This is a genomic window from Pseudonocardia autotrophica, from assembly GCF_003945385.1.
GTDB classification, from domain to species: domain Bacteria; phylum Actinomycetota; class Actinomycetes; order Mycobacteriales; family Pseudonocardiaceae; genus Pseudonocardia; species Pseudonocardia autotrophica.
In genome coordinates this window covers 6,262,499-6,287,208 of sequence record NZ_AP018920.1, presented here as the reverse complement: position 1 = coordinate 6,287,208, position 24,710 = coordinate 6,262,499, and the positions used below count along the sequence as shown (strand labels likewise).

General features: G+C 73.2%; 33 protein-coding genes and 3 tRNA genes. 23 read left to right on the top strand and 13 right to left on the bottom strand.

All coding sequences use genetic code 11. The annotated features are described in order from the left end of the window. Nucleotides 1-5: 5 nt before the first annotated feature. Entirely contained in the window at nt 6-1,661 is a 1,656-nt protein-coding gene (locus Pdca_RS29210; protein WP_085912546.1) for a CocE/NonD family hydrolase, read from the bottom strand. Nucleotides 1,662-1,960: 299 nt separating this feature from the next. Here Pdca_RS29210 and Pdca_RS36140 point away from each other — a divergent pair, with 299 nt between their 5' ends. Together Pdca_RS36140 and Pdca_RS29200 are read left to right on the top strand one after the other, a co-directional pair. After that, on the top strand, nt 1,961-2,152 hold the full coding sequence (locus tag Pdca_RS36140; protein WP_085912547.1) for a GNAT family N-acetyltransferase: 192 nt from the start codon (nt 1,961-1,963) through the stop codon (nt 2,150-2,152). A gap of 33 nt (nt 2,153-2,185) precedes the next feature. Next, nucleotides 2,186-2,428 carry an FDXHR family putative zinc-binding protein gene (locus Pdca_RS29200; protein WP_232021271.1) on the top strand — a complete coding sequence of 81 codons (243 nt, stop codon included), beginning with the start codon at nt 2,186-2,188 and terminating at the stop codon, nt 2,426-2,428. Between the two features lie 12 nt (nt 2,429-2,440). On the opposite strand, the gene Pdca_RS29195 is transcribed toward Pdca_RS29200, so the two are convergent. Further along, the gene (locus Pdca_RS29195) at nt 2,441-2,698 is read right to left on the bottom strand and encodes a hypothetical protein (protein WP_232021270.1); all 258 of its coding nucleotides are present in this window, start codon (nt 2,696-2,698) and stop codon (nt 2,441-2,443) included. A 198-nt stretch (nt 2,699-2,896) separates the two neighbouring features. On the opposite strand from Pdca_RS29195, the gene Pdca_RS29190 reads away from it, so the two are divergent. The 3 genes from Pdca_RS29190 (at nt 2,897) to Pdca_RS29180 (ending at nt 5,532) form a co-directional block, all read left to right on the top strand. Then, nucleotides 2,897-3,700, top strand: coding sequence for a class I SAM-dependent methyltransferase (locus Pdca_RS29190; RefSeq protein WP_085912549.1), 804 nt, complete (start codon nt 2,897-2,899; stop codon nt 3,698-3,700). Nucleotides 3,701-3,889: 189 nt separating this feature from the next. After that, nucleotides 3,890-5,128, top strand: coding sequence for a serine hydrolase domain-containing protein (locus Pdca_RS29185; protein WP_085912689.1), 1,239 nt, complete (start codon nt 3,890-3,892; stop codon nt 5,126-5,128). After that, nucleotides 5,128-5,532 (top strand): phage holin family protein, encoded by a 405-nt coding sequence (locus Pdca_RS29180; protein WP_085912550.1) that lies wholly within the window; start codon nt 5,128-5,130, stop codon nt 5,530-5,532. The genes Pdca_RS29185 and Pdca_RS29180 overlap by 1 nt, the downstream gene beginning before the upstream one ends. A 39-nt stretch (nt 5,533-5,571) precedes the next feature. Here Pdca_RS29180 and tenA read toward each other — a convergent pair whose 3' ends face one another. Continuing rightward, on the bottom strand, nt 5,572-6,240 hold the full coding sequence (tenA, locus tag Pdca_RS29175) for a thiaminase II (protein WP_085912551.1): 669 nt from the start codon (nt 6,238-6,240) through the stop codon (nt 5,572-5,574). 259 nt (nt 6,241-6,499) lie between these two features. Between tenA and Pdca_RS29170 the strand changes: the two genes are divergently transcribed. Then, nucleotides 6,500-6,721 carry a hypothetical protein gene (locus Pdca_RS29170; RefSeq protein WP_232021269.1) on the top strand — a complete coding sequence of 74 codons (222 nt, stop codon included), beginning with the start codon at nt 6,500-6,502 and terminating at the stop codon, nt 6,719-6,721. Between the two features lie 25 nt (nt 6,722-6,746). Here the strand turns inward: Pdca_RS29170 and Pdca_RS29165 are convergent, their stop codons facing one another. The 6 genes from Pdca_RS29165 to mrf form a co-directional block, all read right to left on the bottom strand. Next, the gene (locus tag Pdca_RS29165) at nt 6,747-7,316 is read right to left on the bottom strand and encodes a hypothetical protein (protein ID WP_125911606.1); all 570 of its coding nucleotides are present in this window, start codon (nt 7,314-7,316) and stop codon (nt 6,747-6,749) included. Between the two features lie 210 nt (nt 7,317-7,526). Continuing rightward, a complete protein-coding gene (locus Pdca_RS38125) occupies nt 7,527-9,845 on the bottom strand; it encodes a helix-turn-helix transcriptional regulator (protein ID WP_408635075.1) in 2,319 nt (772 codons plus the stop codon). Beyond that, a complete protein-coding gene (locus Pdca_RS37220; RefSeq protein ID WP_232021268.1) occupies nt 9,749-10,597 on the bottom strand; it encodes an AAA family ATPase in 849 nt (282 codons plus the stop codon). The genes Pdca_RS38125 and Pdca_RS37220 overlap by 97 nt, the downstream gene beginning before the upstream one ends. Before the next feature lie 4 nt (nt 10,598-10,601). Then, on the bottom strand, nt 10,602-10,907 hold the full coding sequence (locus Pdca_RS35845; protein ID WP_158092132.1) for a hypothetical protein: 306 nt from the start codon (nt 10,905-10,907) through the stop codon (nt 10,602-10,604). Between the two features lie 93 nt (nt 10,908-11,000). After that, complete coding sequence (gene rpmF, locus Pdca_RS29150; RefSeq protein WP_085912555.1) at nt 11,001-11,171, bottom strand: 50S ribosomal protein L32; 171 nt, start codon at nt 11,169-11,171, stop codon at nt 11,001-11,003. Then, a complete protein-coding gene (gene mrf, locus Pdca_RS29145) occupies nt 11,171-12,412 on the bottom strand; it encodes a ribosome hibernation factor-recruiting GTPase MRF (RefSeq protein ID WP_085912556.1) in 1,242 nt (413 codons plus the stop codon). The genes rpmF and mrf overlap by 1 nt, the downstream gene beginning before the upstream one ends. Before the next feature lie 80 nt (nt 12,413-12,492). On the opposite strand from mrf, the gene rpmG (Pdca_RS29140) reads away from it, so the two are divergent. The 14 genes from rpmG (Pdca_RS29140) to rplA all read left to right on the top strand — a co-directional run bounded on the left by rpmG (Pdca_RS29140) (nt 12,493) and on the right by rplA (nt 18,152). Continuing rightward, the gene (gene rpmG / locus Pdca_RS29140; RefSeq protein ID WP_085912557.1) at nt 12,493-12,660 is read left to right on the top strand and encodes a 50S ribosomal protein L33; all 168 of its coding nucleotides are present in this window, start codon (nt 12,493-12,495) and stop codon (nt 12,658-12,660) included. After that, complete coding sequence (rpsR, locus tag Pdca_RS29135; RefSeq protein ID WP_085912558.1) at nt 12,661-12,933, top strand: 30S ribosomal protein S18; 273 nt, start codon at nt 12,661-12,663, stop codon at nt 12,931-12,933. 4 nt (nt 12,934-12,937) lie between these two features. Then, nucleotides 12,938-13,174: a 50S ribosomal protein L28 gene (gene rpmB, locus Pdca_RS29130; protein WP_085912559.1), complete on the top strand. Its 237-nt coding sequence runs from the start codon at nt 12,938-12,940 to the stop codon at nt 13,172-13,174. Further along, on the top strand, nt 13,174-13,479 hold the full coding sequence (gene rpsN / locus Pdca_RS29125) for a 30S ribosomal protein S14 (protein ID WP_085912560.1): 306 nt from the start codon (nt 13,174-13,176) through the stop codon (nt 13,477-13,479). Before rpmB ends, rpsN begins: the two co-directional genes overlap by 1 nt. Before the next feature lie 125 nt (nt 13,480-13,604). Beyond that, a tRNA-Thr gene (locus Pdca_RS29120) sits at nt 13,605-13,677 on the top strand. Nucleotides 13,678-13,717: 40 nt separating this feature from the next. Continuing rightward, nucleotides 13,718-13,790, top strand: a tRNA-Met gene (locus Pdca_RS29115). A gap of 58 nt (nt 13,791-13,848) precedes the next feature. Further along, complete coding sequence (gene rpmG, locus Pdca_RS29110) at nt 13,849-14,016, top strand: 50S ribosomal protein L33 (RefSeq protein WP_085912561.1); 168 nt, start codon at nt 13,849-13,851, stop codon at nt 14,014-14,016. Between the two features lie 5 nt (nt 14,017-14,021). Beyond that, nucleotides 14,022-14,471 carry a MaoC family dehydratase N-terminal domain-containing protein gene (locus tag Pdca_RS29105; RefSeq protein WP_085912562.1) on the top strand — a complete coding sequence of 150 codons (450 nt, stop codon included), beginning with the start codon at nt 14,022-14,024 and terminating at the stop codon, nt 14,469-14,471. After that, complete coding sequence (locus tag Pdca_RS29100; protein ID WP_085912563.1) at nt 14,468-14,917, top strand: MaoC/PaaZ C-terminal domain-containing protein; 450 nt, start codon at nt 14,468-14,470, stop codon at nt 14,915-14,917. The genes Pdca_RS29105 and Pdca_RS29100 overlap by 4 nt, the downstream gene beginning before the upstream one ends. Before the next feature lie 110 nt (nt 14,918-15,027). Next, nucleotides 15,028-15,103, top strand: a tRNA-Trp gene (locus tag Pdca_RS29095). A gap of 136 nt (nt 15,104-15,239) precedes the next feature. After that, on the top strand, nt 15,240-15,611 hold the full coding sequence (gene secE / locus Pdca_RS29090; protein WP_085912564.1) for a preprotein translocase subunit SecE: 372 nt from the start codon (nt 15,240-15,242) through the stop codon (nt 15,609-15,611). A 60-nt stretch (nt 15,612-15,671) separates the two neighbouring features. Next, the gene (gene nusG / locus Pdca_RS29085; protein ID WP_232021267.1) at nt 15,672-16,655 is read left to right on the top strand and encodes a transcription termination/antitermination protein NusG; all 984 of its coding nucleotides are present in this window, start codon (nt 15,672-15,674) and stop codon (nt 16,653-16,655) included. Nucleotides 16,656-16,728: 73 nt separating this feature from the next. After that, nucleotides 16,729-17,163, top strand: a complete 435-nt coding sequence (rplK, locus tag Pdca_RS29080) for a 50S ribosomal protein L11 (protein WP_085912565.1) — start codon at nt 16,729-16,731, stop codon at nt 17,161-17,163. Between the two features lie 263 nt (nt 17,164-17,426). Then, nucleotides 17,427-18,152, top strand: a complete 726-nt coding sequence (gene rplA, locus Pdca_RS29075) for a 50S ribosomal protein L1 (RefSeq protein WP_085912566.1) — start codon at nt 17,427-17,429, stop codon at nt 18,150-18,152. A 67-nt stretch (nt 18,153-18,219) separates the two neighbouring features. Here rplA and Pdca_RS29070 read toward each other — a convergent pair whose 3' ends face one another. The 4 genes from Pdca_RS29070 to Pdca_RS29055 all read right to left on the bottom strand — a co-directional run bounded on the left by Pdca_RS29070 (nt 18,220) and on the right by Pdca_RS29055 (nt 20,994). Next, nucleotides 18,220-19,320 carry a CaiB/BaiF CoA transferase family protein gene (locus Pdca_RS29070; protein ID WP_085912567.1) on the bottom strand — a complete coding sequence of 367 codons (1,101 nt, stop codon included), beginning with the start codon at nt 19,318-19,320 and terminating at the stop codon, nt 18,220-18,222. A gap of 56 nt (nt 19,321-19,376) precedes the next feature. Continuing rightward, nucleotides 19,377-19,667: a hypothetical protein gene (locus Pdca_RS29065; RefSeq protein ID WP_085912568.1), complete on the bottom strand. Its 291-nt coding sequence runs from the start codon at nt 19,665-19,667 to the stop codon at nt 19,377-19,379. A gap of 132 nt (nt 19,668-19,799) precedes the next feature. Further along, on the bottom strand, nt 19,800-20,213 hold the full coding sequence (locus Pdca_RS29060; RefSeq protein ID WP_085912569.1) for a sterol carrier protein: 414 nt from the start codon (nt 20,211-20,213) through the stop codon (nt 19,800-19,802). Nucleotides 20,214-20,346: 133 nt separating this feature from the next. Continuing rightward, nucleotides 20,347-20,994 (bottom strand): response regulator, encoded by a 648-nt coding sequence (locus Pdca_RS29055; protein WP_232021266.1) that lies wholly within the window; start codon nt 20,992-20,994, stop codon nt 20,347-20,349. A gap of 83 nt (nt 20,995-21,077) precedes the next feature. Here Pdca_RS29055 and Pdca_RS29050 point away from each other — a divergent pair, with 83 nt between their 5' ends. From Pdca_RS29050 to Pdca_RS29040, 3 genes are all read left to right on the top strand, one after another. After that, entirely contained in the window at nt 21,078-22,391 is a 1,314-nt protein-coding gene (locus Pdca_RS29050) for a sensor histidine kinase (protein WP_085912571.1), read from the top strand. A gap of 83 nt (nt 22,392-22,474) precedes the next feature. Further along, nucleotides 22,475-23,584, top strand: coding sequence for an NDMA-dependent alcohol dehydrogenase (locus Pdca_RS29045; protein WP_085912572.1), 1,110 nt, complete (start codon nt 22,475-22,477; stop codon nt 23,582-23,584). Nucleotides 23,585-23,616: 32 nt separating this feature from the next. Beyond that, on the top strand, nt 23,617-24,546 hold the full coding sequence (locus Pdca_RS29040) for an oxygenase MpaB family protein (protein ID WP_232021265.1): 930 nt from the start codon (nt 23,617-23,619) through the stop codon (nt 24,544-24,546). The last annotated feature ends 164 nt before the right edge of the window (nt 24,547-24,710 follow it).

Here is a 24,710-nt window from a genome sequence, read left to right as displayed (position 1 = left end):
CCCGGTCAGGGGTGGTACGGCAGCACCACGTGCGACGGGTGGTCGGGGCCGTGCAGTACCTCGTAGTGGATCCGGCGGCCGGTCACCGCGGTCGCCATCCGCTCGCCCGTCCCGTGATTGCGGGCGAACCGGGGGAACGCCGCCCCCGCGATCTGTACCCGGAGCCGGTGCCCGGCCCGCACCCGGTACCCGGTCGGGCTGAGCGCCAGCCGGACGACTGTGGTGCCGTCCGGGGCGGTCGCCTCCCGCCCGGGGACGAGCCGGTGCATCGCGTCGGTGATGTTGAGCGACGTCCCGTCCGGGGCGACGTCGCAGACCCGCACGAACACGTCGCCCTCGGCGGTGTCCGTGCCCTCGGCCGCGGTCCGCACGTACACCACCGCGGACACCTGGCCGAGCAGGTCGAGATCGGTCTCCTGCGGCGGCCCGGTGTAGACGAGCACGTCGTCGCGGGCCTCGATGTCCCGGTTGTCGTGCTGCTTCGACGGGGGCTGCAGCATCGGCCCGCCGACCGTCGGTGTCGGGTCCGCCGGGTCGTAGACGAACGGGTCGGCGACCGCTCCGGCGCCCGGCGCCTCGGGCAGCAGCCGCCCGCCCGGAGCCAGGTACCACTCGCTGGGCTGGGCGTCCGGCGGTGGCCAGCACGGCAGGTCGGTCCACCGGTCGGCGTGCTGGACGTAGGCGCGTACCGGCGCCCGGCCGTCGTCCGGCCCGTCGTGCAGGTGCACGCCGAGCCAGTGCGTCATCTCGTGCGCGATCGTCGACACCGAGCCGGGATCGCCGTGGTTCCACGGGCCGATCGTGATCCGGGCGGTCGCGCCGCCCCGCTGCAGCGCCGTGAAGTCGACCAGCTGCCGGTCGACGAAGAGATCCCACCAGCCGGTGACCATGCAGACCGGTGGCATCGCGGCGGCGTCGAAGCCGTCGTGCTCGGCCGGCGCCCAGAACTCACGCGGCTGCTCGGCGTGCTCGACGAAGTCCCGCCAGAACATCACCGGCGCACCGCTGAGGGCGACGTCGGCGGCCTGCAGCGGGAGCGAGGTGACGGCGCGGCGCTTGCGCCTGCTGAACACCGGTGTCGCCAGGAAGCCGGTGACGGCGCCGATCCGCTCCTGCCTGCCGATCTGGTTGACCCAGCCGGCCAGGTTCAGCAGCCCGGGGGCGCCGCCGGGATAGAACGTACTGGTGAACTCGGACGCCGTGATGTCGGCGTTCATCGAGCACAGGCCCGGATCGGCGTAGGGCGCAACCGCCCACTGGGTGTGGCCGACGTAGCTGGGGCCCACCATCGAGACCCGTCCGTCGCACCACGGCTGGGAGCGAACCCAGTCCAGGGTGTCCAGCCCGTCCGCGCTCTCGTGCAGGAACGGCCGGAACTGGCCGCCCGATCCGAACGTGCCGCGGGTGCTCTGCACGAGCACCTGGAACCCGCGCCGGGCCAGCAGCGACCCGATCATCGAGCCGAGTCCGTGGCGGCCGTAGGGGGTACGCATCAGCACGGTCGGACGCGGCTCCCCGGGGCCGGGGCGCCGGTAGAGATCGGCGAGCAGCACCACCCCGTCGGACAGCGGGACGCGCAGGTCCCGCTCCCGCACGTACGGCACCGGCGGGCCGGTGAACCCCAGACGCCGGTCGATCAGACGCTCCGCGAGCGCGGCCATCGCCACCTCCCCCCTCGGACCCGCGCGGCTGCGGGACCAGCCCGATCGTAGGAGAACCCGGTTGCCCCCTCGGGGCGGCGGCCGGTAACCAATCCGGGTGGTGGATGCTCCGAGGGTCCCTCCGGTGCTCACGGACGGGGTGGTGACGCTGCGCGGGTTCGTGGAGTCCGATGTGGCCGCGATCGCCGCCGAGGTCTACCGGGATCCCGAGGTCCGGCGCCGGACCTCCCTCGGCCCGCACCTGGGGATCGCCGACGCCCGCGGCTGGGTGGACCGGGTCGCGGCGAACTGGGCGTCCGGTGGCGGCCGGCGGGCTGGGCAGGCACCGGCTGGCGCTGGGTGCGTCCGCCGCGAACACCGCGAGCAGGCGGGTGGCCGAGCGGGCCGGGTTCCGGCAGGCCGGGCGGTTCCGCGCGGACGGCGTGTGCGGGTTCGCGGGGGAGATCGTCGACGACGGCGTCTGGTGCGAGCTGCTCGCCTCCGATCGGTGATCGACACGTTCGCGGCGCACGTCGGAACCGTCGGTGACCCCGCGTAGCCTGCGCCGGGTGCAGGTGCTGCGGATGGCGTGTTGTGACCGGGAGTGGGTCGGGGCGGACCGGGCCCACTGCTGCAGCCGTTTCGGGGGCTGCGGCGGGGTGTTCGACGATGCGGAGCTGTGGGACACCCACCGCCCGCGCGGCACCTGCGTGGCCGATCCCGGGGAGCTCGGCATGGTCGCGACCCGCAACGGGATCTGGCTGCGGCCGCTCGACGAGGCGAGCTGACCCGGCCGAGGCTCACCCGGCGGCGCGGCTGATCCCGCGGAACACCGCGTCGTGCTCGCCCGGGTTGCGCACCAGCACCAGGTCCAGCCCGGTGAACCACAGCACCGACCCGGTACCGAACCGCCTGCGGCCGCCCGCCGCGCAGAGCAGCTCGATCATCCCGACGTCCACCACGACCAGCGCGCCCCGCCACTCGTCCTCGTGATGGGGCCGGGAGGCGCCCGGCGGCAGCGTGACGGTCCGGGTGCGGAACGTCGGTGAACCCGGCACGGACCCGCCCTCCCCACCGCCGGTGCTCCCGGCACTACGGAGGGAGACCGGACGGACGCGCCGAAGTCATCGGTTGCACCCGCCGGCGCAGGGCCGGAACCGTTCACGGGCCACCGGTCGCGGCGCGGCCACCGCCCACCGCCCCGTGGGGGGTGCGGGCCGACGCCCTAGTAGGTTCGCGCGACCAGGGGGTACATCGTGACGCAACGACGCCAGCCGCGGTTGGGGGCGATCGAGTCGACGTCGCTTCCGGCCGCGCACGCCCGCGCCCGCGACGCCCGCCGGCGCCGCCCGGTGGCGGCGGATCCGGCGGCCGCGGGACTGGCCGACGATCTTGATCTCGGGGCCGCGCCGGGCCGCACCGACGCGCTGTGCACGCTGCTGCGTGCGGCGGTGCTCGACCACTGGGTCCGGGATTTCGTGCACCGGCACCCGGCGGGGACGGTGGTGGAGCTCGGCCCGGGGCTGGACTCCCGGGCGGGCCGGCTCGGCACCACCGGCCCGGCGCACTGGATCGACGTGGAGCTGCCCGAGGTCGCGGACCTGCGGCGCGAGCTGCTGCCGGGCCCGGCGCACCTGGTGGCCGGATCGGCGCTCGACGAGGACTGGCTGGAGCTGGCGGGGGAGCTGCCGGGGCCGTACCTGGTGGTGTCCGACCAGGTCCTGTCCCTGCTCCCGGAACAGGGTGTGCAGCGGATCGTGTTCACCGCGGCCCGGATGCTGCCCGGTGCGGAACTGGTCACCGACGTGCTGTCCCGGACCGCGGCCGGGCGGCTGGGCAGCGGGCCGCTGCGCGAGCTGGAGGTGGACTGGACCTGCGAGGACCCGCGCGAGCTGGAGCCGTGGGGCCTGCGCCTGCTCGACGCCTGCGGGGTGGGGGACCCGCCCGCCGGTGTCGCCGGGCGGCTGCCGCGAGCCACCCGGGCGCTCGCGACCGCGCTGCGTGCCGCACCGGCGATGCGCGGGCAGCGGCTGGCCCACTACGAGATCCTGCCCGGCTGACCGGGATCGTCGTGGCCGGACCCGGCTCCCCAGTCGGACCGGCCACGACGTGACGTCGACCCCCGAGGTCGCGCCCGCCCGGCCGTGGGCCGGACACGACCGGTACGACGAGTGGGATCGCCTCCGGTGACGGCGCGCACGGCCGGATCATCAGAAGTGGGGAGCGCTCCGGTGGGTAGGCTCGGCACGGTGACGGTTCCGAAGATCGAGGCGGATCCGGCGGAGGTCGGGCTGGACGCGACCCGGCTCGCCAGGATCGACACACACTTCCGCCGCTATGTCGACGAGGGCAAGCTCCCCGGCTGGACCATCGCGGTGGCCAGGGGGGACCGGCTGGTGCACCTGTCGCACCACGGCCGCCGCGACGTCGAGGCCGGGCTCCCGGTCACCGACGACACGATCTGGCGCATCTACTCGATGACCAAGCCGATCACGTCGGTCGCGGCCCTGATGCTCTGGGAGCGGGGCGCGCTCGAGCTCACCGATCCGGTGTCCCGCTACATCCCGGCGTTCGCCGAGCAGCGGGTCTACCGCGGCGGCTCCGCCCTGAACCCGGGTACCGACGCGGCCCGGGAGCCGGTCCGCGTGCACCACCTGCTGACCCACACCGCCGGGCTCACCTACGGCTTCCACCACGCGCACCCGGTGGACGAGATGTATCGGTCCAAGGGCTACGAGTTCGGGGCACCGGAAGGCGTCGACCTGGCGACGGCGGCCGAGCAGTTCGCGTCGTTCCCGCTGTTGTTCCAGCCCGGCACCGAGTGGAACTACTCGGTGGCGACCGACGTGCTCGGCCGGGTCGTCGAGGTCGCCTCCGGGCAGCGGCTCGACGAGTTCCTGCGCACCGAGATCCTCGATCCGCTCGGGATGAGCGACACGACGTTCTCGGTGGCGCCGGACTCGCCGGAGGCCGCGCGCCTCGCCGCCCTCTACAACGCCCGTCCGGGCGGCGGGCTGGTCGTCAACAAGGTGCTCGCGCGGGCGGCGACCCGCGAACCGACCTACCTGTCCGGTGGCGGCGGGCTGCTCTCCACCGCGGGGGACTACCTCCGGTTCGCCCGGATGCTCGCCCGCGGTGGCGAGCTCGACGGCGTCCGGATCATCGGGCCGCGGACGCTGGCCCGTGCCACCCGCAACCACCTGCCCGGCGGCCAGGACCTGGAGACCGTCGGGCGGCCGATCTTCTCCGAGTCGGCGTTCGCCGGTGTCGGGTTCGGCCTCGGCTTCTCGGTCGTGATCGACGGCCCGGCCGGCAAGCAGCTCGCCAACGAGGGCACGTTCGCCTGGGGCGGGCTCGCCTCGACGGCGTTCTGGGTGGACCCGGTCGATGACGTCGTCGCACTGTTCTTCACCCAGCTGGTCCCGTCCAGCACCTACCCGATCCGATCCCAGCTCCAGACGCTGGTCCAGCAGGCGGTGATCGACTGATGAAACCGGCATCCCCCGCGCTCGCGTTCGCCATCCAGACGGTGGTCGTCGCGGCTTCGCTCTGGGTCGCGACCGTGCTGGTCAGCGGGATCGACGTGGCGGCCGGCTCGACCGGCGCCCGGGTCGGGACGCTGCTCGGCGTGGCGCTGCTGTTCGGCGTGGTGAACGCGGTGGTCAAGCCGATCGTGGCGACGATCGGCTGCCCCCTCTACATCATCACCCTGGGCCTGTTCGGGCTGATCGTGAACGCGCTGATGTTCATGCTGACCGGCTGGCTGTCCGGGGTGCTGAACCTGCCGTTCGTCGTCGACGGGTTCTGGGCGGCCTTCTGGGGCGCCATCATCGTCGCGATCGTCTCGTTCTTCCTGAACCTGGTGGTCCCGGACCGCTTCGACCGGCGCTGAGCCCGGTGGGCGGGTGTCACCCCGCCCACCGGTCGCAGGTCACACCGGCCAGGTCTCCTGGCGGTGGGCGCCGTCCCAGAACATCCACTCGTAGCGCGAGGTCGTCGTGAAGTGCGCCCGCATCCGGCCCAGCTCGGTGTCCGAGACCGTCGCGCCGATCCGGTCGGTCGCGTCCAGCACGGCGTCGACGACGGCCCGGAACTCCTCGCCCGCGTACATGTCGATCCAGCGCTGGTAGAGCGGGTCCGGAGAGCCGGCACCGACCAGGTGCTCGCCGACCTTCGCGTAGATCCAGTAGCAGGGCAGGACGGCGGCGACGCCCTCGGCGTACGAGCCGCCGTGCGCCGCCGCGAGGATGTAGCTGACGTAGGCGCTGGTGGCCGGCGCGACCGGTGTCGACCTGGCCTGCTCGGAGGTCAGGCCGAGGCCGTCGAGCAGATCGGTGTGCAGCTCGCGTTCGGCGGCGATCGCGCCGGCGGCGTGTTCGGCGAACATGACGGTGTCGTCGTCGTCCGGGGCCTTCGCCGCACACACCGTGAGGGCCTTCGCGTAGCCGCGCAGGTAGTGCGCGTCCTGGATGATGTAGTGCCGGAACGCGTCGTGCGGCAGCGAGCCGTCGGTCAGCCCGGTGACGAACGGGTGGGCGAGGATCTTCGCGTGGATGGTCTCGACGTCCGACCAGAGCAGGTCACGTGTGCGGTGCGCCATGAGGATCACCGTAGTGGTGGCGCGGGGCCGGCAGCCGCCGCAGCGACACCCGCCGGACCGCACCGCATGCGCCGGATTCAGCCCCGTAACGCCTGGTCGACACGCTGTCAATCCGGCGGTGACACGCCGGTGAGACGCTGAGCACTTCGAGGCGGAGAACAGCGGCGGGCCGGTCACCATGAAACGAGGCGGGTGGCTCAGCGCGGAGAGCGCGCCCTGTCACATCCACTGTCACGTCGCCTGTCACGGAGGTGAGGGCATGAGCGCACCGGCGCCCATGGAGCACCACGAGAAGATGCGGATGCGGGCCGCCGCATTCCGGGCCACCCGGGTCTACCCGGGCCCGGTCGGTGAGCTGATCTCCCGGGAGCTGCTCTCCTGGGAGGACTTCGGCTACCGGCTCGGCGGGAACCGTCTGGTGATGGATCTGGTCGACGACGTGCTGAAGTCCCAGCCGGCGTCGCGGTCCGACGCGGCCTGAGCCCCGCGGTCCCGGCGACGCGCGCTCAGCGCAGCGTGCTGCCGGCGACCTCGGCCGCCGGCCCGGTCGGCGGGTCGCCGTCGGCGAGTCCGGCGACGGCGGCGGCCAGCACGACCATCGCGGCGAGCGTGGTCAGGCTCCCGAGCCGGGCGAGCACGGTGAAGACCCGTGCCGCCGTGCCTCCGGTGACCCGGTGCCGACCGGCGCGGTCCCCGGCCGCGGGTGCCGCGGAGCCCTGGGCAGGCGGTGGCGGTGTCGTGGAGCGCCGGGCAGGCGGTGGCGGTGTCCCGGAGCGCTGGGCAGGCGGTGGCGGTGTGCCGGCTCCCCGGCCGGCCGGGCGCTGCCGGTCCGCACCCCGGGTGCCGGGGCGCTCCACCGGCTGACGCACGGGGGTCGCGGATCGCGGAGCCGGCAACCGGCGGGTGTCCGCCGCGGGCGAGCGGTCCGCGCCGCCGTGCCGCGGGGCCGGGACGTCCAACCGGTGCGCGAGATCGAGGTACCGGACCTGCCCCTCGGGCAGGGCGCGCGGTGCTGCCGCCTCGGTGGTGCCGACGGGGCGGCGCGGGCTCGGGATGCGGATGACGGGCGCGGACATGACGATCACCACGATCTCGGGGGAGTCGATACGGGGTCTTCGGGATCCGGTGCGCGCCGCCGGTTCCTGTTTCTGCCCGTCTTGTCGTGTCAGGTGCTCACCCTGTTATCCGGTGACGGGTTACGCCAATCGTCGGAGTGAGTGCTCCACCCGTCAGGGGCACGAAAACACCCGTACGTCGTCCGATGCGTCACTCAGGGTTGTCGAACATCACTCCGTTGCGCGGGTCACCTGGTCCGGGAGACGACCGATCAGGCCGCGTGCGTGCGCCAGCGACACCGCCTCGGTGCGCCCGGACGCGCCGAGTTTCGCCATCACCCGGGACAGGTGGACGCTGACCGTCTTCTCGCTGATGAACAGCCGCTCGCCGATCGCCCGGTTGGTGAGCCCGTGCGCGACCTGTTCGAGCACCGCATGCTCGCGCGGCGTGAACGGGGACGGCCGCGCCGGCCCGCCGGAGGGCACGCCCTCACCGGCCCGGCCGGCCAGCTCGGCGACCGCCGATGCCAGCGGCGCCGCACCGAGCCGCTGCGCGGTGCCTGCCGCGACCGCCAGATCCTCAGCCGCGGCGCGGCGGTCGGCGGCGCCCGCCGCCGGGCCGCGACCGGCGCCGACCGCGCGGTCCAGGAGAGCCGCCGCCCGCCGCAGGCGTGCCTGCGCGGCCCGGTAGTCGTCGCCGTAGCCCGCGAAGGTGTCGACGACCGCGGTCCACGCGGCCGGGTCGGAGCTGCCCGCCGCCCGGCCGACCTCGGCCCGGGCCCGGCCGAGCCAGGCCCGGCCCTCCGGGCCGATCGTGGTGCCGCGTGGCAGCCCGGTTCCGGTGACCTGCTCGGCGAGCGTCAGCAGTTCGGCGGCGGCCTCCCGGAAGGTGGAGTCTGGTTTCCCCTCGGCGCGGGCCGCGACGGCGAGATCGGCCTGGGCACCCGCGCCGAGTGCGCAGAGCGCGATCTGGCCGAGGTGGCTCGGGAGCTCCCGCGCCACCTCGTCGATCGCGGCCCGGGCCCGCCGCGCGGCGAGCCCGGGATCGTCGCGCAGGCAGGCCGCCTCCACCCCGACCATCCCGAGCAGCATCGGGATCTGGTCGTGCGGCGGCGGCTCGGCGGCGAGGAGCTCCAGCAGCCGCTCGGCATCGTCGAGCTCGCCGCGGGCCACGGTCACCAGCGCCCCTGCCGCCGCCAGCACGCCGGTGACCTGCACCGGGACGGTCGGGTCGATCCCGTGGGTGATCCGGGTGACGGCGTCCCAGCCGCCGCGCTGGAACTCCACCCGGGCTTGCACGACCTGGAAATCCAGGCCGTACCCGACCCAGGACAGGCCGTACCCGGCGGCGCGCCGGCTGCCGTCGTCGAACTCGGCCGCGGCGGCGTCGAGCAGGCCCTCCTCCAGCAGCGACACCCCGCGGGTCCACACCGTCCGCAGCTCGACGGTCCGGCTACCAGCCGCCGCGGCCAGCTCGGCGGCCTGGGCCAGCAGCTCCCGGGCGCCGGCGGGGTCGCCCTCCACCTGGGCGCAGAAGGCCAGCGTGATCAGTGCGTCGGCGTGCGCCGCCAGCAGGTCCCGGCGCTCCGGACCGGTCAGCGCGGCGCGGTCGGTGCCACCGACCACCTCCAGCGCGGTGCGCGCGTGCGGCCAGGCCGGTTCCGGCCGGTCCGCATTGACAAGTGTGCGGGCGAGGACCGCGTGGGCCCAGGCGAGATCGGGGCCCGGCGGTGTGCCCGCCAGCAGCCCGATCGCGGTCTCGGTGGCGCCGATCGCCTCCTCCACACCGGTACCGCGGTCGAGCAGGCGCATCGCGTACCGGATGCGGGTGTCGGCCCGGGCCGACGGGCCCTCGCGCTCGTCGGCGACCCGGACGGCGAGTGCCCCGAGCGCGGTCGCCCGTTCGGGATCCCCTGCGGCGCCGGCGACCCAGGCCGCATCGCGCAGCAACACGCTCTCGGCGACCCCGGCCACCCGCACCGGATCGGGTACCGCGGGCCACAGCTCGAGGGCCCGCTCGATGTGTACGAGCGCCTCGGCCGGGCCGTGCCGCCGCTGTGCCTCGCGCGCGGCGAGCACCGACGCGGCGAGCGCGCGCGGCAGGTCGTGCGCGGCGACCGCGTGCCGGGCCAGGTCCGCCGCGGTGCCCGGCTCGTCGCCGCGGGCGGCCAGCAGCTCGGCGAGCCGGGCGTGCCGGCGGACCCGCTCGCCCGGGAGCAGATCGTCGTGGACCGCCTCCCGCAGCAGCGCGTGCCGGAAGGCGTAGGCATCCTGGTCGTCGGTCCGCACCGGCACCAGGACGTGGTGTGAGACCGCTTCGCGCAGCCCGGCTGCGAGCTCGTCGGCGGACAGCTCCGCGGCGTCGCGCAGGAGATCGTGGGGGATCCGCCGCTCGGCCAGCGACGCCACCTGCAGCACCACCCTGGCCTGATCGGAGAGCTGGTCCAGCCGGGTCAGCAGGACGTCGGCGAGTGCCTCGGGGAGCTCGGCGCGACCGGCCGCGACCATCTCCTCGGCGAAGAACGCATTGCCGCCGCTGCGATCGGCGATCCGGTGCAGGGTCTCCTCGGGCAGCGGACTCGCCACCGTGGACGCGTGGTGCCGGACCAGCGCCAGCACGTCGGCCGCCGGGAGCGGGCCCAGCTCCAGCCGCGCACCGCGGGCAGCCGGACCAGCTCGGCCAGGGTGCGCCGGAGCGGGTGCCTGCGGTGCAGATCGTCCGACCGATAGGTGGCGAGCACGAGCAGTCGCTGCGAGCCGAGCCGTGCGAGCAGGTAGCTGAGCAGCTCGCGGCTGGACCGGTCGGCCCAGTGCAGATCCTCCAGCACCACGAGCACCGGCGCCTGCGCCGCGGCGGCCCGCAGTGCCCCGGCCACACCGTCGAAGACGGCCAGCCGATCGAGTTCCCGGTCGGCCGCGACATCCTCGGGCGGTGGGCCACTGCCGGGCACCAACCCGCGCAGCGCCGGCCGGTCGGTCAGCAGCTCCCGGCCGCTGACCGGAAGCCCGGCGAGCACCTCGGAGAACGGGAGGTAGGGCAAGGGCGCGGGGCCGGTGTCCAGGCAGCGGCCGACGACCACGGTGATCCCGGCCGCGGACGCCGCGGTCGCGAGCTCCCCGGCGAGCCGGGACTTGCCGATCCCCGCGTCACCGGCGAGCAGGACGGCGCCGGCCCGGCCCTCGACCGCGCCCGCCAGCTCGGCCTGCAGCCGCCCCAGCTCGGCCACCCGGCCGAGCAGCGCCGGACCGGGGCCCGGCGCCACCTCGCCGGGCCCCGGCGGGAATGCCACCGGTCCGGCCACGGCGTCATCGTGACACGGGGGCCCGACAATTCCGGCCGGGTTCCGCGGCGCCGGACCCCTCGGTGCGAGGCGCCGGCTCCTTGACGGCGTCCGCTGCCCGGCCGCGCAGCCGGAACAGCCGGAACCGGCGGCGGGCCGACCCGCCAGACCCGGCCGACCCGGCCGACCCGGCCGACCGGGCGGACCGGGCCAGCCGGTCGGCGTCGGCCTCGGCCCGCAGCTGGTCCTGCCGCTGCCGGGCGATCGAGCCGTGCAGGTCCGTGGCGTAGGGGTTCGCGGCGTGCGGGGAGGAGGTGACGTGGCGAGGCATACCCAGGACACTCGGCCTGAGGCCCTGCCCGGCACATCGGGCGATCACGTACCTCCGGCGACCGCCGGGCCACCCACCGCGGGTAAGGGGCCCTCAGGAGGGCGGCGGCAGCAACCCGCGGCGGTAGGCCGCGACCAGGTTGTGCGGGACCAGATGCCGCTTGCCCGCCAGGGTGACCGGCACCAGGTCCGGCGGCTGTGCCTTCCACTGCGAGCGGCGGTGCCGGGTGTTCGCGCGCGACATCCGGCGCTTGGGGACTGCCATCAGCTCTCTCCTTCTCGTTCGATCCCGACGGTCGGGTCGTTCCGGACGGGGTCGTCGCAGGGTTCGTCGTGCGCCCAGCCGAACGGGTCCGGCAGCCCGGCCCAGGCGGCCTCGCCGGCGGCGATCTCGGCGTCGGAGAGCAGGGCGTCGCGCAGCACGGCGTCGATCTCGTCCGGATCGGCGTCGTGGCAGAGCACGACGAGATCCTGGGCGCGGTCCCCCCAGCGCGGGTGCCAGGCCAGTGCAGCCAGCGCCCGCCGCTGATCACCGGCTTCGGCCCATGCCTGGTCGTCCGCGCCGTCCAGCCAGTCCCCGGCGTGCCCGATCCGCATCCCGCCGCCCGCGCTCTCCAGCCACAGGACGGCCGCCGGCCGGGTGGCGAGCCAGATCCGGCCGCGGCTCCGCACGACCCCGTCGAGCAGGGTGTCGATCGCCTCGTGGAGCCGATCGGGATGGAACGGGCGACGGGCCGAGAACAGCAGGGTCCGGACGCCGTCGGTGGCGTCCAGCGGCGGCGTGCCCCGCAGCAGCGGATCGTGCACCCCGCCGGGGACCCCGCGCCGGGACTCGTCGCCGACGCCGTCGCAGAACAGCCGGTGGTCGCCGCCGGAGGGGAGCAGCCGCGGGGCGGTCGGGGCGAGCCGGTCGAGCACCGCCGCGGTCCGCCGGTCGGCGACGTCGTCGCCCTGCAGCGCCCGGGTGGTCACGATCACGTCGGCGAACTCGGCCTGGCCGACGGCGAGCTGGGCGACGGTGCGCTCGTCCTCGGGCAGCGTGCTCAGGCCGCGCTCGGGCAGCGTCGCGTCACCGGTGGCGTCGGTCAGCCAGCTGTCCGGATCGAGCACCGTGACCACGCCACGCAGATCGACCAGGTCGGTGACCAGGCAGGGCTCGGTGTCGCCGCCGGGCTCGAACAGCACCGAGCCGAGCGCCCAGCAGACCGGCTCCGGTTCCAGCCGCGGGTCCAGGTGCAGGACGACCCGGGACACCGACCCGGCGAGCTGCGCCAGCGTCGGCAGCACGTCCTCGCGAATGGTGCAGCTCACGCATCCGTGGGCGAGTTCCAGCACGGTGTGCTCGTCGCGGTTCCCGGTCCGGAACCGCCGGTGCACCCGGCCCTGCGCGAGATGCCGCAGATCGTGATGCAGCACGGCCAGGCCCGGGTCGAGCTCCCGCATCCGCGCGATCGTCCGCTCCGTCCCGTCGTGCGACGTGCCGCACAACACCACCAGCTCGGTCATGCCTTCCTCCCGGAGTCGACGTGGTCACGGTCGGGTGTAGCGTAAACGAAAACGATTCCCATTGTTGAGGAGGAGGGTCCATGGCCAAGACGACGGACGTCCGGCCGATCGTCAAGCTGCGATCGACGGCCGGCACCGGCACGACGTACGTCACGCGTAAGAACCGCCGCAACGACCCGGACCGGCTGGTGCTGCGCAAGTACGACCCGAGGATCCGCAGGCACGTCGAGTTCAAGGAGGAGCGCTGAATGAAGCTCGCGAAACGAACGTCCGCCCCGAAGCCGACCCGCTCCGCGTCGCTGCGCACGCCGCGGCGCAAGCCCAATCCGCTGCTCGCCCGTGGTATCGAGCACGTGGACTGGAAGGACGCGGCACTGCTGCGCACGTTCATCTCCGACCGCGGCAAGATCCGCGCCCGCCGGGTCACCGGCCTGACCGGGCAGCAGCAGCGCCGGGTCGCCGTCGCGATCCGCAACGCGCGGGAGATGGCCCTGCTGCCCTACCCGCACGCGGGGCGGTGAGCGCGTGTCCCGTCGTTGTGACCTGACCGGGCGCGAGCCCGGCTTCGGCAAGAACGTCTCGCACTCGCACCGCCGCACCAGCCGGCGGTTCGATCCCAACGTGCAGCAGAAGCGCTACTGGTACCCGGCCGGCGGTCGCTGGGTGCGGCTGCGGCTCTCCGCGAAGGGCATCAAGACGGTGGACCGGATCGGTGTCGACGTCGCCGTCGAGCGGATCCGGGCGAACGGGGTGCGTGTCTGATGGCCACCACCGGGCAGATCGCCAAGAACGAGCGACGCAAGCGGATCGTCGCGCGCCACGCCGAGCGTCGGGCCGAGCTGAAGGCCGTCCTCGCGCGGCCGTCGTCGGGCGAGCAGGAAAAGGCCGCCGCCGCGGCCGAGCTCCGCCGCCAGCCGCGCGACGCCAGCGCGACCCGGGTGCGCAACCGGGACTCGGTGGACGGGCGTCCACGCGGGCACCTGCGCAAGTTCGGGGTCTCGCGGGTCCGGCTGCGCGAGCTGGCGCACGACGGCTCGCTCCCCGGAGTCCGCAAGTCGAGCTGGTAGAACGGGTCCTCACCTGCACGAACCCGGTTCCGGGGCCCCCGCTGCGGGGCCTCGGAACCGGTGTGTAAAGTTGGTCGCGCCGGTGAGCGGAGAGCGCAGAATCCCTCCGAGAACCGGCGGCGCCGGCCCCCTTAGCTCAGTCGGCAGAGCGTCTCCATGGTAAGGAGAAGGTCTACGGTTCGATTCCGTAAGGGGGCTCTGGAAGTTGCCTCGCCGTGTACGGCGGGGCTTCTTGCATGACGGTGTAGCTCAGTCGGTAGAGCAAGCGGCTCATAATCGCTGTGTCGCCGGTTCAAGTCCGGCCATCGTCACAGTGCTGACGGAACACGTCGGCGCACGACACGAAGCACCTGCTGGGAGGCACCCGCGATGGCCAAGGCCACGGACGTGCGGCCGAAGATCACTCTGGCCTGCGAGGAGTGCAAGCACCGCAACTACATCACCAAGAAGAACCGGCGGAACGATCCCGACCGGCTCGAGATCAAGAAGTTCTGCCGGAACTGCGGGACCCACCGGGCGCACCGCGAGACCCGCTAGCGTCGGTGGTCGATCAGTCCTGGGTCGGGCGTGTGCTCGACCCGGTCGGGCCGTACCAGGTCGGCCGGGAGAAGATCCGCGAGTTCGCCGTCGCCATCGGTGACGGCGATCCGCTGTTTCACGACGTCGATGCGGCGCGTGCAGCCGGTCATCCGGACCTGCTCGCCCCGCCGACGTTCCCGGTCTGCTTCACGATGCCGGTGATCGAGGCCTTCCTGAAGGACCCGTCCTTCGGCTGGGACTACACCCGCATGGTGCACGGCGACCAGCGCATCTCCTTCCACCGGCCGGTCCGCGCCGGTGACGAGCTGACCACGGTCGTGCACGTCGACGAACTCCGCACCCGCGCGGGCAACCACATGCTGACACTGCGGTGCGAGGTGTCCGACGCAGCGGGTGAGCCGGTGGTGACCACGCAGTCGATGCTGGTCAGTCCGGCCGGAGACGACACATGAGCGCCCCGTTGACACCCGGGTCCGCGGCCGCGGTGGCCAAGGGCGACGCTCTGCCCTCCTTCGAGGTGCGGCTGACCAGGGGTGATCTCGTCCGCTACGCGGGCGCGTCCGGCGATCTCAATCCGATCCACTGGAGCGACCGGGTCGCCGGCATCGCCGGACTGCCCGGTGTGATCGCACACGGGATGCTCTCGATGGCGCTGGCCGGGCGGGTGCTGACGGCCTGGACCGGTGATCCGGCGTCGGTGCGCAGCTACGGCACCCGGTTCACCCGGCCCGTGGTGGTGCCCGACGACGACTCCGGCGCCGTCGTCGAGCTCGGTGGCACGGTCGCCGAGGTGCGCGACGAGGACGGTGTGCGGATCGCCGTGGTCGATCTCAAGGCGATCTTCGACGGCCGGACGGTCCTCGGGCGGGCGCGCGCCGAGGTGGTCCTTCCGCACTGAGGACCCGGGGTGCGGGCCCCCTGCGGGGGGTGCCGTACACTCGGTCCAGCCGGGCGCGCCGGATGATCGGTCGCGCCCGTCCCGCCGCCCTCAGGGGTGGTTCGGGGCATAGGGGTGTAGCTCAATTGGCAGAGCAGCGGTCTCCAAAACCGCAGGTTGCAGGTTCAAGTCCTGTCACCCCTGCCACGACGCCGCAGATCGCCGGACCGTCCGGCGGCGCGGCCGACGGCGCGGACGACGAAGCAGAGCAGGTTCTCTCACACGGAGGACGTGACCGACGGCGGGCGGAAGCCCGTCGCGTGCGGAGGGGCGAGGAGGGCTCGTGAGCGACGAGAACGAGTCGGAGCGGCCCGACCGGGAGCGCCCGAGCAACGCCGCCGACCGCCGTGGGCGGCGAGCCTCCGGGGGATCCGGTGGCTCCGGTGCCGACGGCACCCCGGCGAAGGGGCGCGCCACCCCGTCCCGTGCCGCAGCGGCGGCCACCAAGGAGAAGAAGGTCTCTCCGATCGGCCGGATCGTCCGGTTCCTGCGCGAGGTCGTCGCCGAGCTCCGCAAGGTCATCTGGCCGAACCGCTCCCAGATGGTCAAGTACACCATCGCCGTTCTGATCTTCGTGTCGTTCATGGTGACCCTGGTGTTCCTGCTCGACTCGGCGTTCGCCGAGGGCGTCGCGTTCCTGTTCGGCAGGGACTGACACGAGCGGTGGACCGGGCCGACCGGTGACGACCGACATCGATAAGGAAGCGAGTAGGACGTGACCTCCGACAGCAACGCGTACGACGAGACGGCTGACGAGGCCGTGCTCGACGCGGTCGCCGAGCAGGCTGCCGACGAGACGCTGCCCGAGCAGTCCGTCCAGGACGCCGACATCGAGGCGGCGTACGGCGAGGACGTGGTTTCCGGCGACTACACCGACGCCGACGACGACTCGACCGCCGGTGCGGCCGCCGAGTCGATCGACGGCGACGCCGCCGACCGGCCGGCCGACGACGAGGCCGACGACGACGAGGCCGGCGACGACTCCGCTGCCGTCGACAGCGATGACGACACAGCCGCAGCCGACGACACGGCCGAGGCCGGCGAGCCCGTCGAGGAGCCGGCCGAGGACGTCGACCCGGCCGAGGAGCTGCGCGCCGCGCTGCGCCGGGCCCCCGGTGACTGGTACGTCGTGCACTCCTACGCCGGCTACGAGAACAAGGTGAAGTCGAACCTCGAGACCCGGGCGCAGACCCTGGACGTCGAGGACTACATCTTCCAGGTCGAGGTGCCCACCGAGGAGGTCACCGAGATCAAGAACGGGCAGCGCAAGAAGGTCCAGCGCAAGGTGCTGCCCGGCTACATCCTGGTCCGGATGGAGCTCAACGACCAGTCCTGGGGCGCGGTGCGGAACACCCCGGGCGTCACCGGTTTCGTCGGTGCCACGTCCAAGCCGTCGCCGCTGACCATCAACGAGGTCGTGAAGTTCCTGCTGCCCAAGACCGAGGCCCCGGAGAAGAAGGCGGAGACCGGCAAGTCCGGTGCCGCCTCCGGTGGTTCCTCCTCGGGCGGCGCCACCACGACCGTCGAGGTCGACTTCGAGGTCGGCGAGTCGGTGACCGTCATGGACGGGCCGTTCGCGACGCTCCCCGCGAGCATCAGCGAGGTCAACGTCGACGCCCAGAAGCTCAAGGTGCTGGTCTCGATCTTCGGCCGGGAGACCCCGGTCGAGCTCGGATTCAACCAGGTCTCCAAGATCTGAGGCGCCTTCCGAGGAACGCCCGTGGCGTGGCAGGGCCGCGCGGCGTGCACATCGATCACGACAGGACAAGGACATGCCCCCCAAGAAGCGGAAGCTCTCCGCGATCATCAAGCTGCAGATCCAGGCCGGCGCGGCGACGCCGGCACCGCCGGTCGGCCCCGCGCTGGGCCAGCACGGCGTCAACATCATGGAGTTCTGCAAGGCCTACAACGCGGCCACCGAGGCCCAGCGCGGCAACGTCGTGCCGGTCGAGATCTCGGTGTTCGAGGACCGCTCGTTCACCTTCGAGCTGAAGACCCCGCCGGCGGCCCGGCTGCTGCTCAAGGCAGCGGGCGTCGACAAGGGCTCCGGCGAGCCGCACAAGACGAAGGTCGCGACGGTCACCAAGGCCCAGGTCCGCGAGATCGCCGAGACCAAGTTCCAGGACCTGAACGCCAACGACCTGGACCAGGCGACGAAGATCATCGCCGGTACCGCGCGGTCGATGGGCATCACGGTCGAAGGCTGAGCGAGGCTCGCCGAGCGAGTATCGACACCGAGCGAGGCTCGCCGAGCGAGTATCGACACCGAGTGAGGCTCGCCGAGCGAGTATCGACACCGAGTGAGGCTCGCCGAGCGAGTATCGACACCGAGCGAGGCTCACCGAACGAGGCTTGCCGAGAGAGCTTCGATACAGAGCGAGTATCGATACTGAGCTCACTTTCCGTACGCGTGGGAGAGCCGGGCGCGGCTCGGACCACGGCCTGACCTCATACAAGGAGACGAGGACAGATGGCACAGCGCAGCAAGGCCTACCGCGAGGCCGCCGCGAAGATCGACGCGGACCGCCTCTACTCGCCGCTCACCGCGGCGACCCTGGCCCAGGAGACCTCCAGCAAGAACACCGACGCGACCGTCGAGGTCGCGCTCCGGCTGGGCGTCGACCCCCGCAAGGCGGACCAGATGGTCCGCGGGACCGTGAACCTGCCGCACGGTACCGGCAAGACCGCCCGGGTGATCGTGTTCGCCACCGGTGACAAGGCCGTCGAGGCCGAGGCCGCCGGTGCCGACGCCGTGGGCGCCGAGGACCTGATCGAGCGCATCCAGGGTGGGTGGCTCGACTTCGACGCCGCCATCGCCACCCCGGACCAGATGGCCAAGGTCGGGCGGATCGCCCGCATCCTGGGCCCGCGTGGCCTGATGCCGAACCCGAAGACCGGCACCGTCACCCCGGACGTCACCAAGGCGATCAACGAGATCAAGGGTGGCAAGGTCAACTTCCGGGTCGACAAGCAGGCCAATCTGCACCTGGTGATCGGCAAGGCCTCGTTCGAGACCGAGAAGCTGGTCGAGAACTACGGCGCCGCGCTGGACGAGATCCTGCGGCTCAAGCCGTCCGCCGCCAAGGGTCGCTACGTCAAGAAGATCACCGTCTCGACGACGACCGGCCCGGGCATCCCGGTGGACCCGAGCCGCACCCGGAACCTGCTGGTTCCGGACTCGGAGGAGCAGGACTGACCTGCTGCCCCACGACGACGTCGACGCCCCCGGCTCCACGGAGCCGGGGGCGTCGACGTGTACGGGGTCAGGACCAGTCGGCGAGTACGCCGTCGGCGTCCTCCGGGCCGGATCCGCGGGTCGCGGTCTCGGTGCCGGTCCGGGAGAAGCGCGGTGCCGGCGCGGCCTGGCGGACGCCGTCGGCGGTGACGATGGTGTCGCGGGCCGTCAGGTGCGGGTTCCCGGCGGCCTCGCCGAACGAGAGCACCGGGGTGGTGCAGGCGTCGGTGTGCTCGAACACGGCGGCCCACTCGTCCCGTGGCTTGGAGGCGAACACCTCGGCGAACCGGGCGCGCATCGTCGGCCAGCGGTCCCGGTCGTACTGCGGGCCGAGCTCCTCGGCGTCCAGTCCGAGACCGGTGAGGAGCTGGGCGTAGAACTGCGGCTCCAGCGCCCCGACCGCCATGTGGCCGCCGTCGGCGCACTCGTAGGTGTCGTAGAACGGTGCGTGCCCGTCGAGCAGGTTGGTGCCGCGCTCGTCGACCCAGGCGTCCTGGGCGAGGAAGCCCCAGAACATCTGGTTCAGCACGCTGACGCCGTCCACCATCGCGGCGTCGACGACCTGGCCCTCGCCGGAGGCCTTGACCTCCCAGAGCGCGGCCAGTACGCCGATGACGAGCAGCATCGATCCGCCGCCGAAGTCGCCGACCAGGTTGAGCGGCGGCACCGGACGTTCCCCGGCGCGGCCGATGGCGTGCAGCGCGCCGGTCAGCGAGATGTAGTTGATGTCGTGCCCGGCACGGGGTGCCATCGGGCCGTCCTGGCCCCAGCCGGTCATCCGGCCGTACACCAGGCGCGGGTTGCGTGCGTGACAGTCGTCCGGGCCGACCCCCAGACGTTCGGTGACACCTGGCCGGTAGCCCTCCAGGAGCACGTCGGCCTTCTCCACCAGCCGCAGCACGGTCTCCCGGCCCGCCGGGTCCTTCAGGTCGGCGGTGACCGTGCGCCGGCCGCGCAGGGTGGGATCGGGCGCCGCGTCGGAGCCGATCTGCAACCCACCCGACGGGCGGTCGATCCGCACCACGTCGGCGCCGAGATCGCCGAGGATCATCGCGGCGTGCGGCCCCGGTCCGATCCCGGCCAGCTCGATCACCCTCAGTCCGGCCAGCGGACCCTTGCCCCGTGTCACCGGCGGCCTCCCCGTTGCTGTGTGTGTTTCCGGGGACGATAACCGGCGCCGGTCCGTTACTCGTAGTCCCAGACGTCCTTGCCGAGGTCCCGGACCGGATGGTCGGTGCCGTCCCGTTCCTGGATCGTGTAGGTGTAGCGGCCGTGCTGCCAGCCGTCGCGCCGGGCTACCTCCAGCAGGCAGGCCTCGGCCCAGTCGTGCCATTCGTCGAAGCCTTCGGGGAGCGGATCGGGGATGTCGCACTCGATCTCGCTGATCGGGTGCAGGACCCCGCGCAGCGGCTGCCACATCTGGACGTCCAGCCAGAGGCTCTCGAGACCCGCGCCACCGGTCGTCGTACTGCCCATCGTGGTACCTCCGGGAGCCGGGTCCGGCCGTGCCGGGGCGCGACCGCCGGTTGTCGTGACCGGACCGGCAGTATCGCCAGAGCACGTCCCGGATGGGCCGACCGGAGGCACCATGACCACCCGATCGGGTGATCAGGCTGCGGTCAGGAGATCCTGGCGTCCCTCGGCCTCGAGCTTGCGCTGGTAGGGCCCGAACAGCCGCTTCGCGGTCGGCAGCAGCTTCAGCAGCTTCGACACCGGGCCCTTCGCGCGGACCTCGCCCTTGGCCATCGCGACCGGGAGCACCACCTTGCCCAGCCAGAATCGGTTGCCGGTGTCGGCCGACATGAACAGCTCGATGTTCGGCGTCGGCCCGTTGCCCGCTCCGGTGTGGATCTCGGAGCTGGGCATGTCGACGGTGAGCACGGCGTCCGGGTCGGTGTAGGTGATCCGCAGGACGATCCCGGTCGGCGCCAGCTTGGCGACCAGATCGGGGTCGTCGAGGCCGAGCCGGAAGACACCGCCCAGGTATTCGTAGACCTCGGCCTCGTCGGCGAACACGGCCATCAGCGCCTCCTCGCGAGATGTTCGGCGGTCGATCCGCCGTACGGCGCGGGCGAGTCTGCCCGGTGATCGACCGGCGCCGCGCCCCGCGACCGGGCCAGTGCTGGCCCACACGGGCCGGTCCGGTCGTGCCGGGTCAGTCGAGCAGCCCGCACCGGCCGGCCAGTGCGGCCGCCTCGATCCGGTTCGTCGCGCCGAGCTTGTGCAGCAACGAGGCGATCATCCGCTTCGCGGTCCGTTCGCTGACCAGCAGCGGCCGCGCGATGTCGGCGGTCTCCAGCCCTCTGGCGAGCAGCGTCCACAGCTCGATGTCCCGCTCGCCCAGCCGGTCGAGCAGACCGTCGGCGGTCCGGTCGGCGGCGCCGAGCAGCGCGTCCAGCAGTTCGGCGCGCAGTACCCGGACCCCGGCCACGATCGCGAGCAGAGGAGCCACCAGCACCTCGGGATCGGCCGACTTGCCGAGGTAGCCCTCGGCGCCGGCCCGCATGGCCGCCGCGGCGAGCTCCAGGTCCTCGGTGCCGGACAGCGCCAGCACCCTGGTCGCCGGGTAGGCAGCCTTGATCCGGCGGATCGTCTCCACCCCGCCCAGCGGGGGCAGGGCCAGATCGACGATCGCGATGCCGGCGGCGTGCTTCCCGACGAGTGCGACGGCGTCCTCACCCGCGGTGGTGGACCCGGCGACCCGGAAGGTTTCCCCGGCCCGTGACTCGAGCAGCAGTGCCAGACCCTGGGAGAACAGGGCGTGGTCGTCCACGATGACGACGACGTGTGGCTCGGCTGGCACGACGGCGAGCCTAGTGTGGTCGCCGCCGACCATCCCGGGTGGCGCCGGGAGACGACGTCTCCGGTAGGGAGCGGGCCGCCCCGATGATCAGCCGAATCTCGCCGGACGGTCCGCCGGAGGACCTCGCAGCGGAGCTCCCGGAACGGACCGCCGAGGAGCGCGCCGCCGTCGTCCTGCGGGTGTGTGTGGTCCTCGCCGCCGCGCTGCTGCTGGTCGTGCGGCCCGAGCTCGCCCGCGGCGGGACCGCGCTCGCCGCCGGCCTGATCGGGGCCGCCGCGGTGTACGCGCTCGCGCTCGCCGCTGCCGCGATCCGGCGGGATGCGCTGCCGGTCCGGCCCGCCGTCATCACCGGTGTCGACGGTGCGCTCGCGGTGCTCGCCTGCGGACTGACCGGTGGGGTGTACAGCCCGGTGGTGGCCGCGCTGCCGCTGGTGGTCATCGCGATCGCGCTGCGCGGTGGTGACCGGGTCGGCCGGGTGGTCGCACTGGTGCTCGGCCTCGCCTACGGGGTGGCCGGGCTGCTGGGCTCCGACCCGGCGGTGCCGGTCACCGAACGGATCTTCATCGGCCTGTGGTGGACCGGGTTCCTGTTCGGGACCGCGGTGCTGGTCGGGGTGCTGGTCCGGCTGCTGGAGGCCCAGCTCGCCGACATCGCGACCACCCGGGCCCGCGCGGAGAGCGAGCACGAGCGCTACCTGTCCGAGCGGGCGCTGCGCGACCGGCTGGTGTCCCAGAGCCGGGCCAGGCTGGACGGCGCTCGGGTGGTGCTGCACGAGTTCCGCACCCCGGTGGCGTCGCTGTCCGCGTTGTCCGCCGATCTCGCCGCGGAGCGCCTCACCGGTGACGCCCGCCGGACCGCGGCCCGGCTGCTCGCCGATCACGCGGCGCACCTGCAGGACATGCTGGACGGGTTGGCCGACCTGGCCGTCACCGACGGCAGCCCGCTCGGCCGGGATCGGCCCCGGCGGGTTCCGCTGGCGGAGCTGGCCGACGGAGTCCTGGACGCCGCCGCCATCGCCGCGCACCGGCGTCGTCCGATCGTCGCGGCACCCGGGGCCGCCGTGCGCTGCGATCCGCAGCGGCTGCGCCGGCTGCTCACCAACCTGGCCGAGAACGCGGCTCGGCACAGCGGCGACGAGCCGGTCGAGCTGTACCTGGCGCACGACGGCGCGATCCTGACCGCGGAGGTGCGCGACCGCGGCCCCGGCCTGCCCGCCGGGCAGGAGGGGGTGGTGACGGCGAAGGGCGTGGCGCTGGGGGAGCGGCGCGGCACCGCCGGGCTGGGGCTGTGGATCGCCGAGGCGCTCGCCTCGGCGATGGACGGCGAGCTGAGCCTGCTCCCGCGCGAGGGCGGCGGCCTGGTCGCCCGGCTCATCCTGCCGCTGCCCGCCGCCTGAGCCCGCCGGTGGCACCCGGGGGCCACGGCTGGCGCGGGCGGCTGGTGTGCCGGTGGGCCGGGCACCGGCCATGATCGGCCGCCATGCGGACGACGGCAGCGGTGCTGTGGGAACCGGGCGGCAAGTGGGAGATCGAGGAGCTCGATCTGGACCCGCCGAACGCCGGTGAGGTGATGGTCGAGCTCACGGCCTCGGGGTTGTGCCACTCCGACGAGCACCTGGTGACCGGGGACCTGCCTGCGGTGCTGCCGATGGTCGGCGGCCACGAGGGTGCCGGCCGGGTGATCGAGGTCGGGCCGGGCGTCGTCGATCTCGCGGTGGGCGATCCGGTCGTGATGACCTTCCTGCCCTCCTGCGGGCGCTGCCCGTACTGCTCCAAGGGCCTGCCGAACCTGTGCAACGACGGCGCGGGCGCCACACTCGGGCCGCAGCTGGACGGCAGCTACCGGTTCCGCAGCTCGGACGGCACCGAGATCGGGCAGATGTGCCTGCTCGGCACGTTCGCCCGGCACACCGTGGTCCCGGTGAAGTCGGTCGTGAAGATCGACGAGGGGTTCCCGCTGGATCTGGCCGCGCTGGTCGGATGCGGGGTCACCACCGGTTTCGGCTCCGCGGTGCGCACCGCCGAGCTGCGGGCCGGCGACACGGCCGTGATCGTGGGCGTCGGTGGGATCGGTGCGAACGCGGTGCAGGGCGCCCGGATCGCGGGCTGCCGGTACGTCGTCGCGGTCGACCCGGTCGAGTACAAGCGGGACCGGGCACTGGAGCTCGGCGCCACGCACGTCGCGGCGAGCATCGACGAGGCGTGGGAGACGGTCAGCGAGCTGACCCGCGGGCAGCTCGCCGACGCCGCGATCCTCTGCACCGGGGTGGCCGCGGGTGCCGACCTGCAGCCGGCGCTGCAGCTGGTCGGCAAGCGCGGCCGGGTCGTCGTCACCGCGCTGGCGAACGCCGACGAGGAGACGGCCACGCTGTCCCTGCTGGACCTGACGCTCTACGAGAAGCAGATCCGCGGTGCGCTGTTCGGCAGCTCGGCCGCCCAGCACGACGTGCCGCGGCTGCTGGAGATGCACAACCTGGGACAGCTGAAGCTGCGTGAGCTGATCACCCGGGAGTACTCCCTCGACCAGGTCAACGAGGGTTACGAGGACATGCGGGCAGGGCGCAACATCAGAGGCCTCATCCGGTACTGAGCAGACCGCTCCGACGGCGAAGGGGCCGCACGTTGAGCATCACCGCACCGACGACCGGGATCCGGCCGGACCGCTACCACCGGCGTGACGAGCTGGCCGCGCTGGATCCGGCCACCGACCACGTCGAGATCTACCGGGCGCTGTCCGGGCTGGAGTTCCCGTGGGACATCCAGCAGGCGCTGTCGATGGCGCTGTTCCGGACCTACGCGGTCCCCTCGATCGGGCGGCTGCTGGCCGACACCGGCGAGTTCACCGAGCGCACCCAGAAGCGCTACGACGACACCGGACTGATCCTGGACACGGTGCTGGCGAACGGCTTCGAGCACGCCGAGGGGCGCGCGGCGATCCGCCGGATGAACCAGATGCACCGCTCCTACGACATCTCGAACGACGACCTGCGCTACGTACTGTGCACCTTCGTCGTCGTGCCGCTGCGCTGGGTGCAGCGCTGGGGATGGCGCCGGCACACCGAGGTCGAGAAGGTCGCGACCGCGAACTACTACCGCGAGCTCGGCAAGCACATGGGCATCCGCGACATCCCGGAGACCTGGCGGGACTTCGAGAACCTGCTGGACGCCTACGAGGCCGAGCACTTCGGGTACGACCCGGGCGGGCGGGCCGTCGCCGACGCGACCCTGGACCTGGCGACGACGTTCCCGCCGAACGACCGCGCCCCGAGGGCGCTGAGCCGGGCCTTCCTGCTGGCGCTGCTGGACGAGCCGCTGCTCGACGCGCTCGGCTACCCGTTCCCCTCGAAACCGGTCCGGATGGCAGCCGACGCGGCGCTGCGGGCCCGGGCCGTGGTGGTCCGCCGGATGCAGGTGCGGACCGAGCCGTTCTCGCTGGAGCAGTCGCCGAGCATCCGCAGCTACCCGGACGGCTTCGACGTCCGTGAGCTGGGCACCTTCCCGGCGACCTGCCCGGTGCCGCACGGCGGACGCGATCGGAACCCCGCCGGCTGACCCCGCGCCGGCCGGAGCCGCCCGGGCGGGGGTTCCGGAGCTGCGTCCGACGCTCCCGAACCCTCCGTTTCGACCTGTACATGACATAGATTATGTTATGTCTCCGTTCCGGGCTCACCCGACGGACAGGGTGCCGGATCCGCCTGCGTGGCACCCTTGTCCGC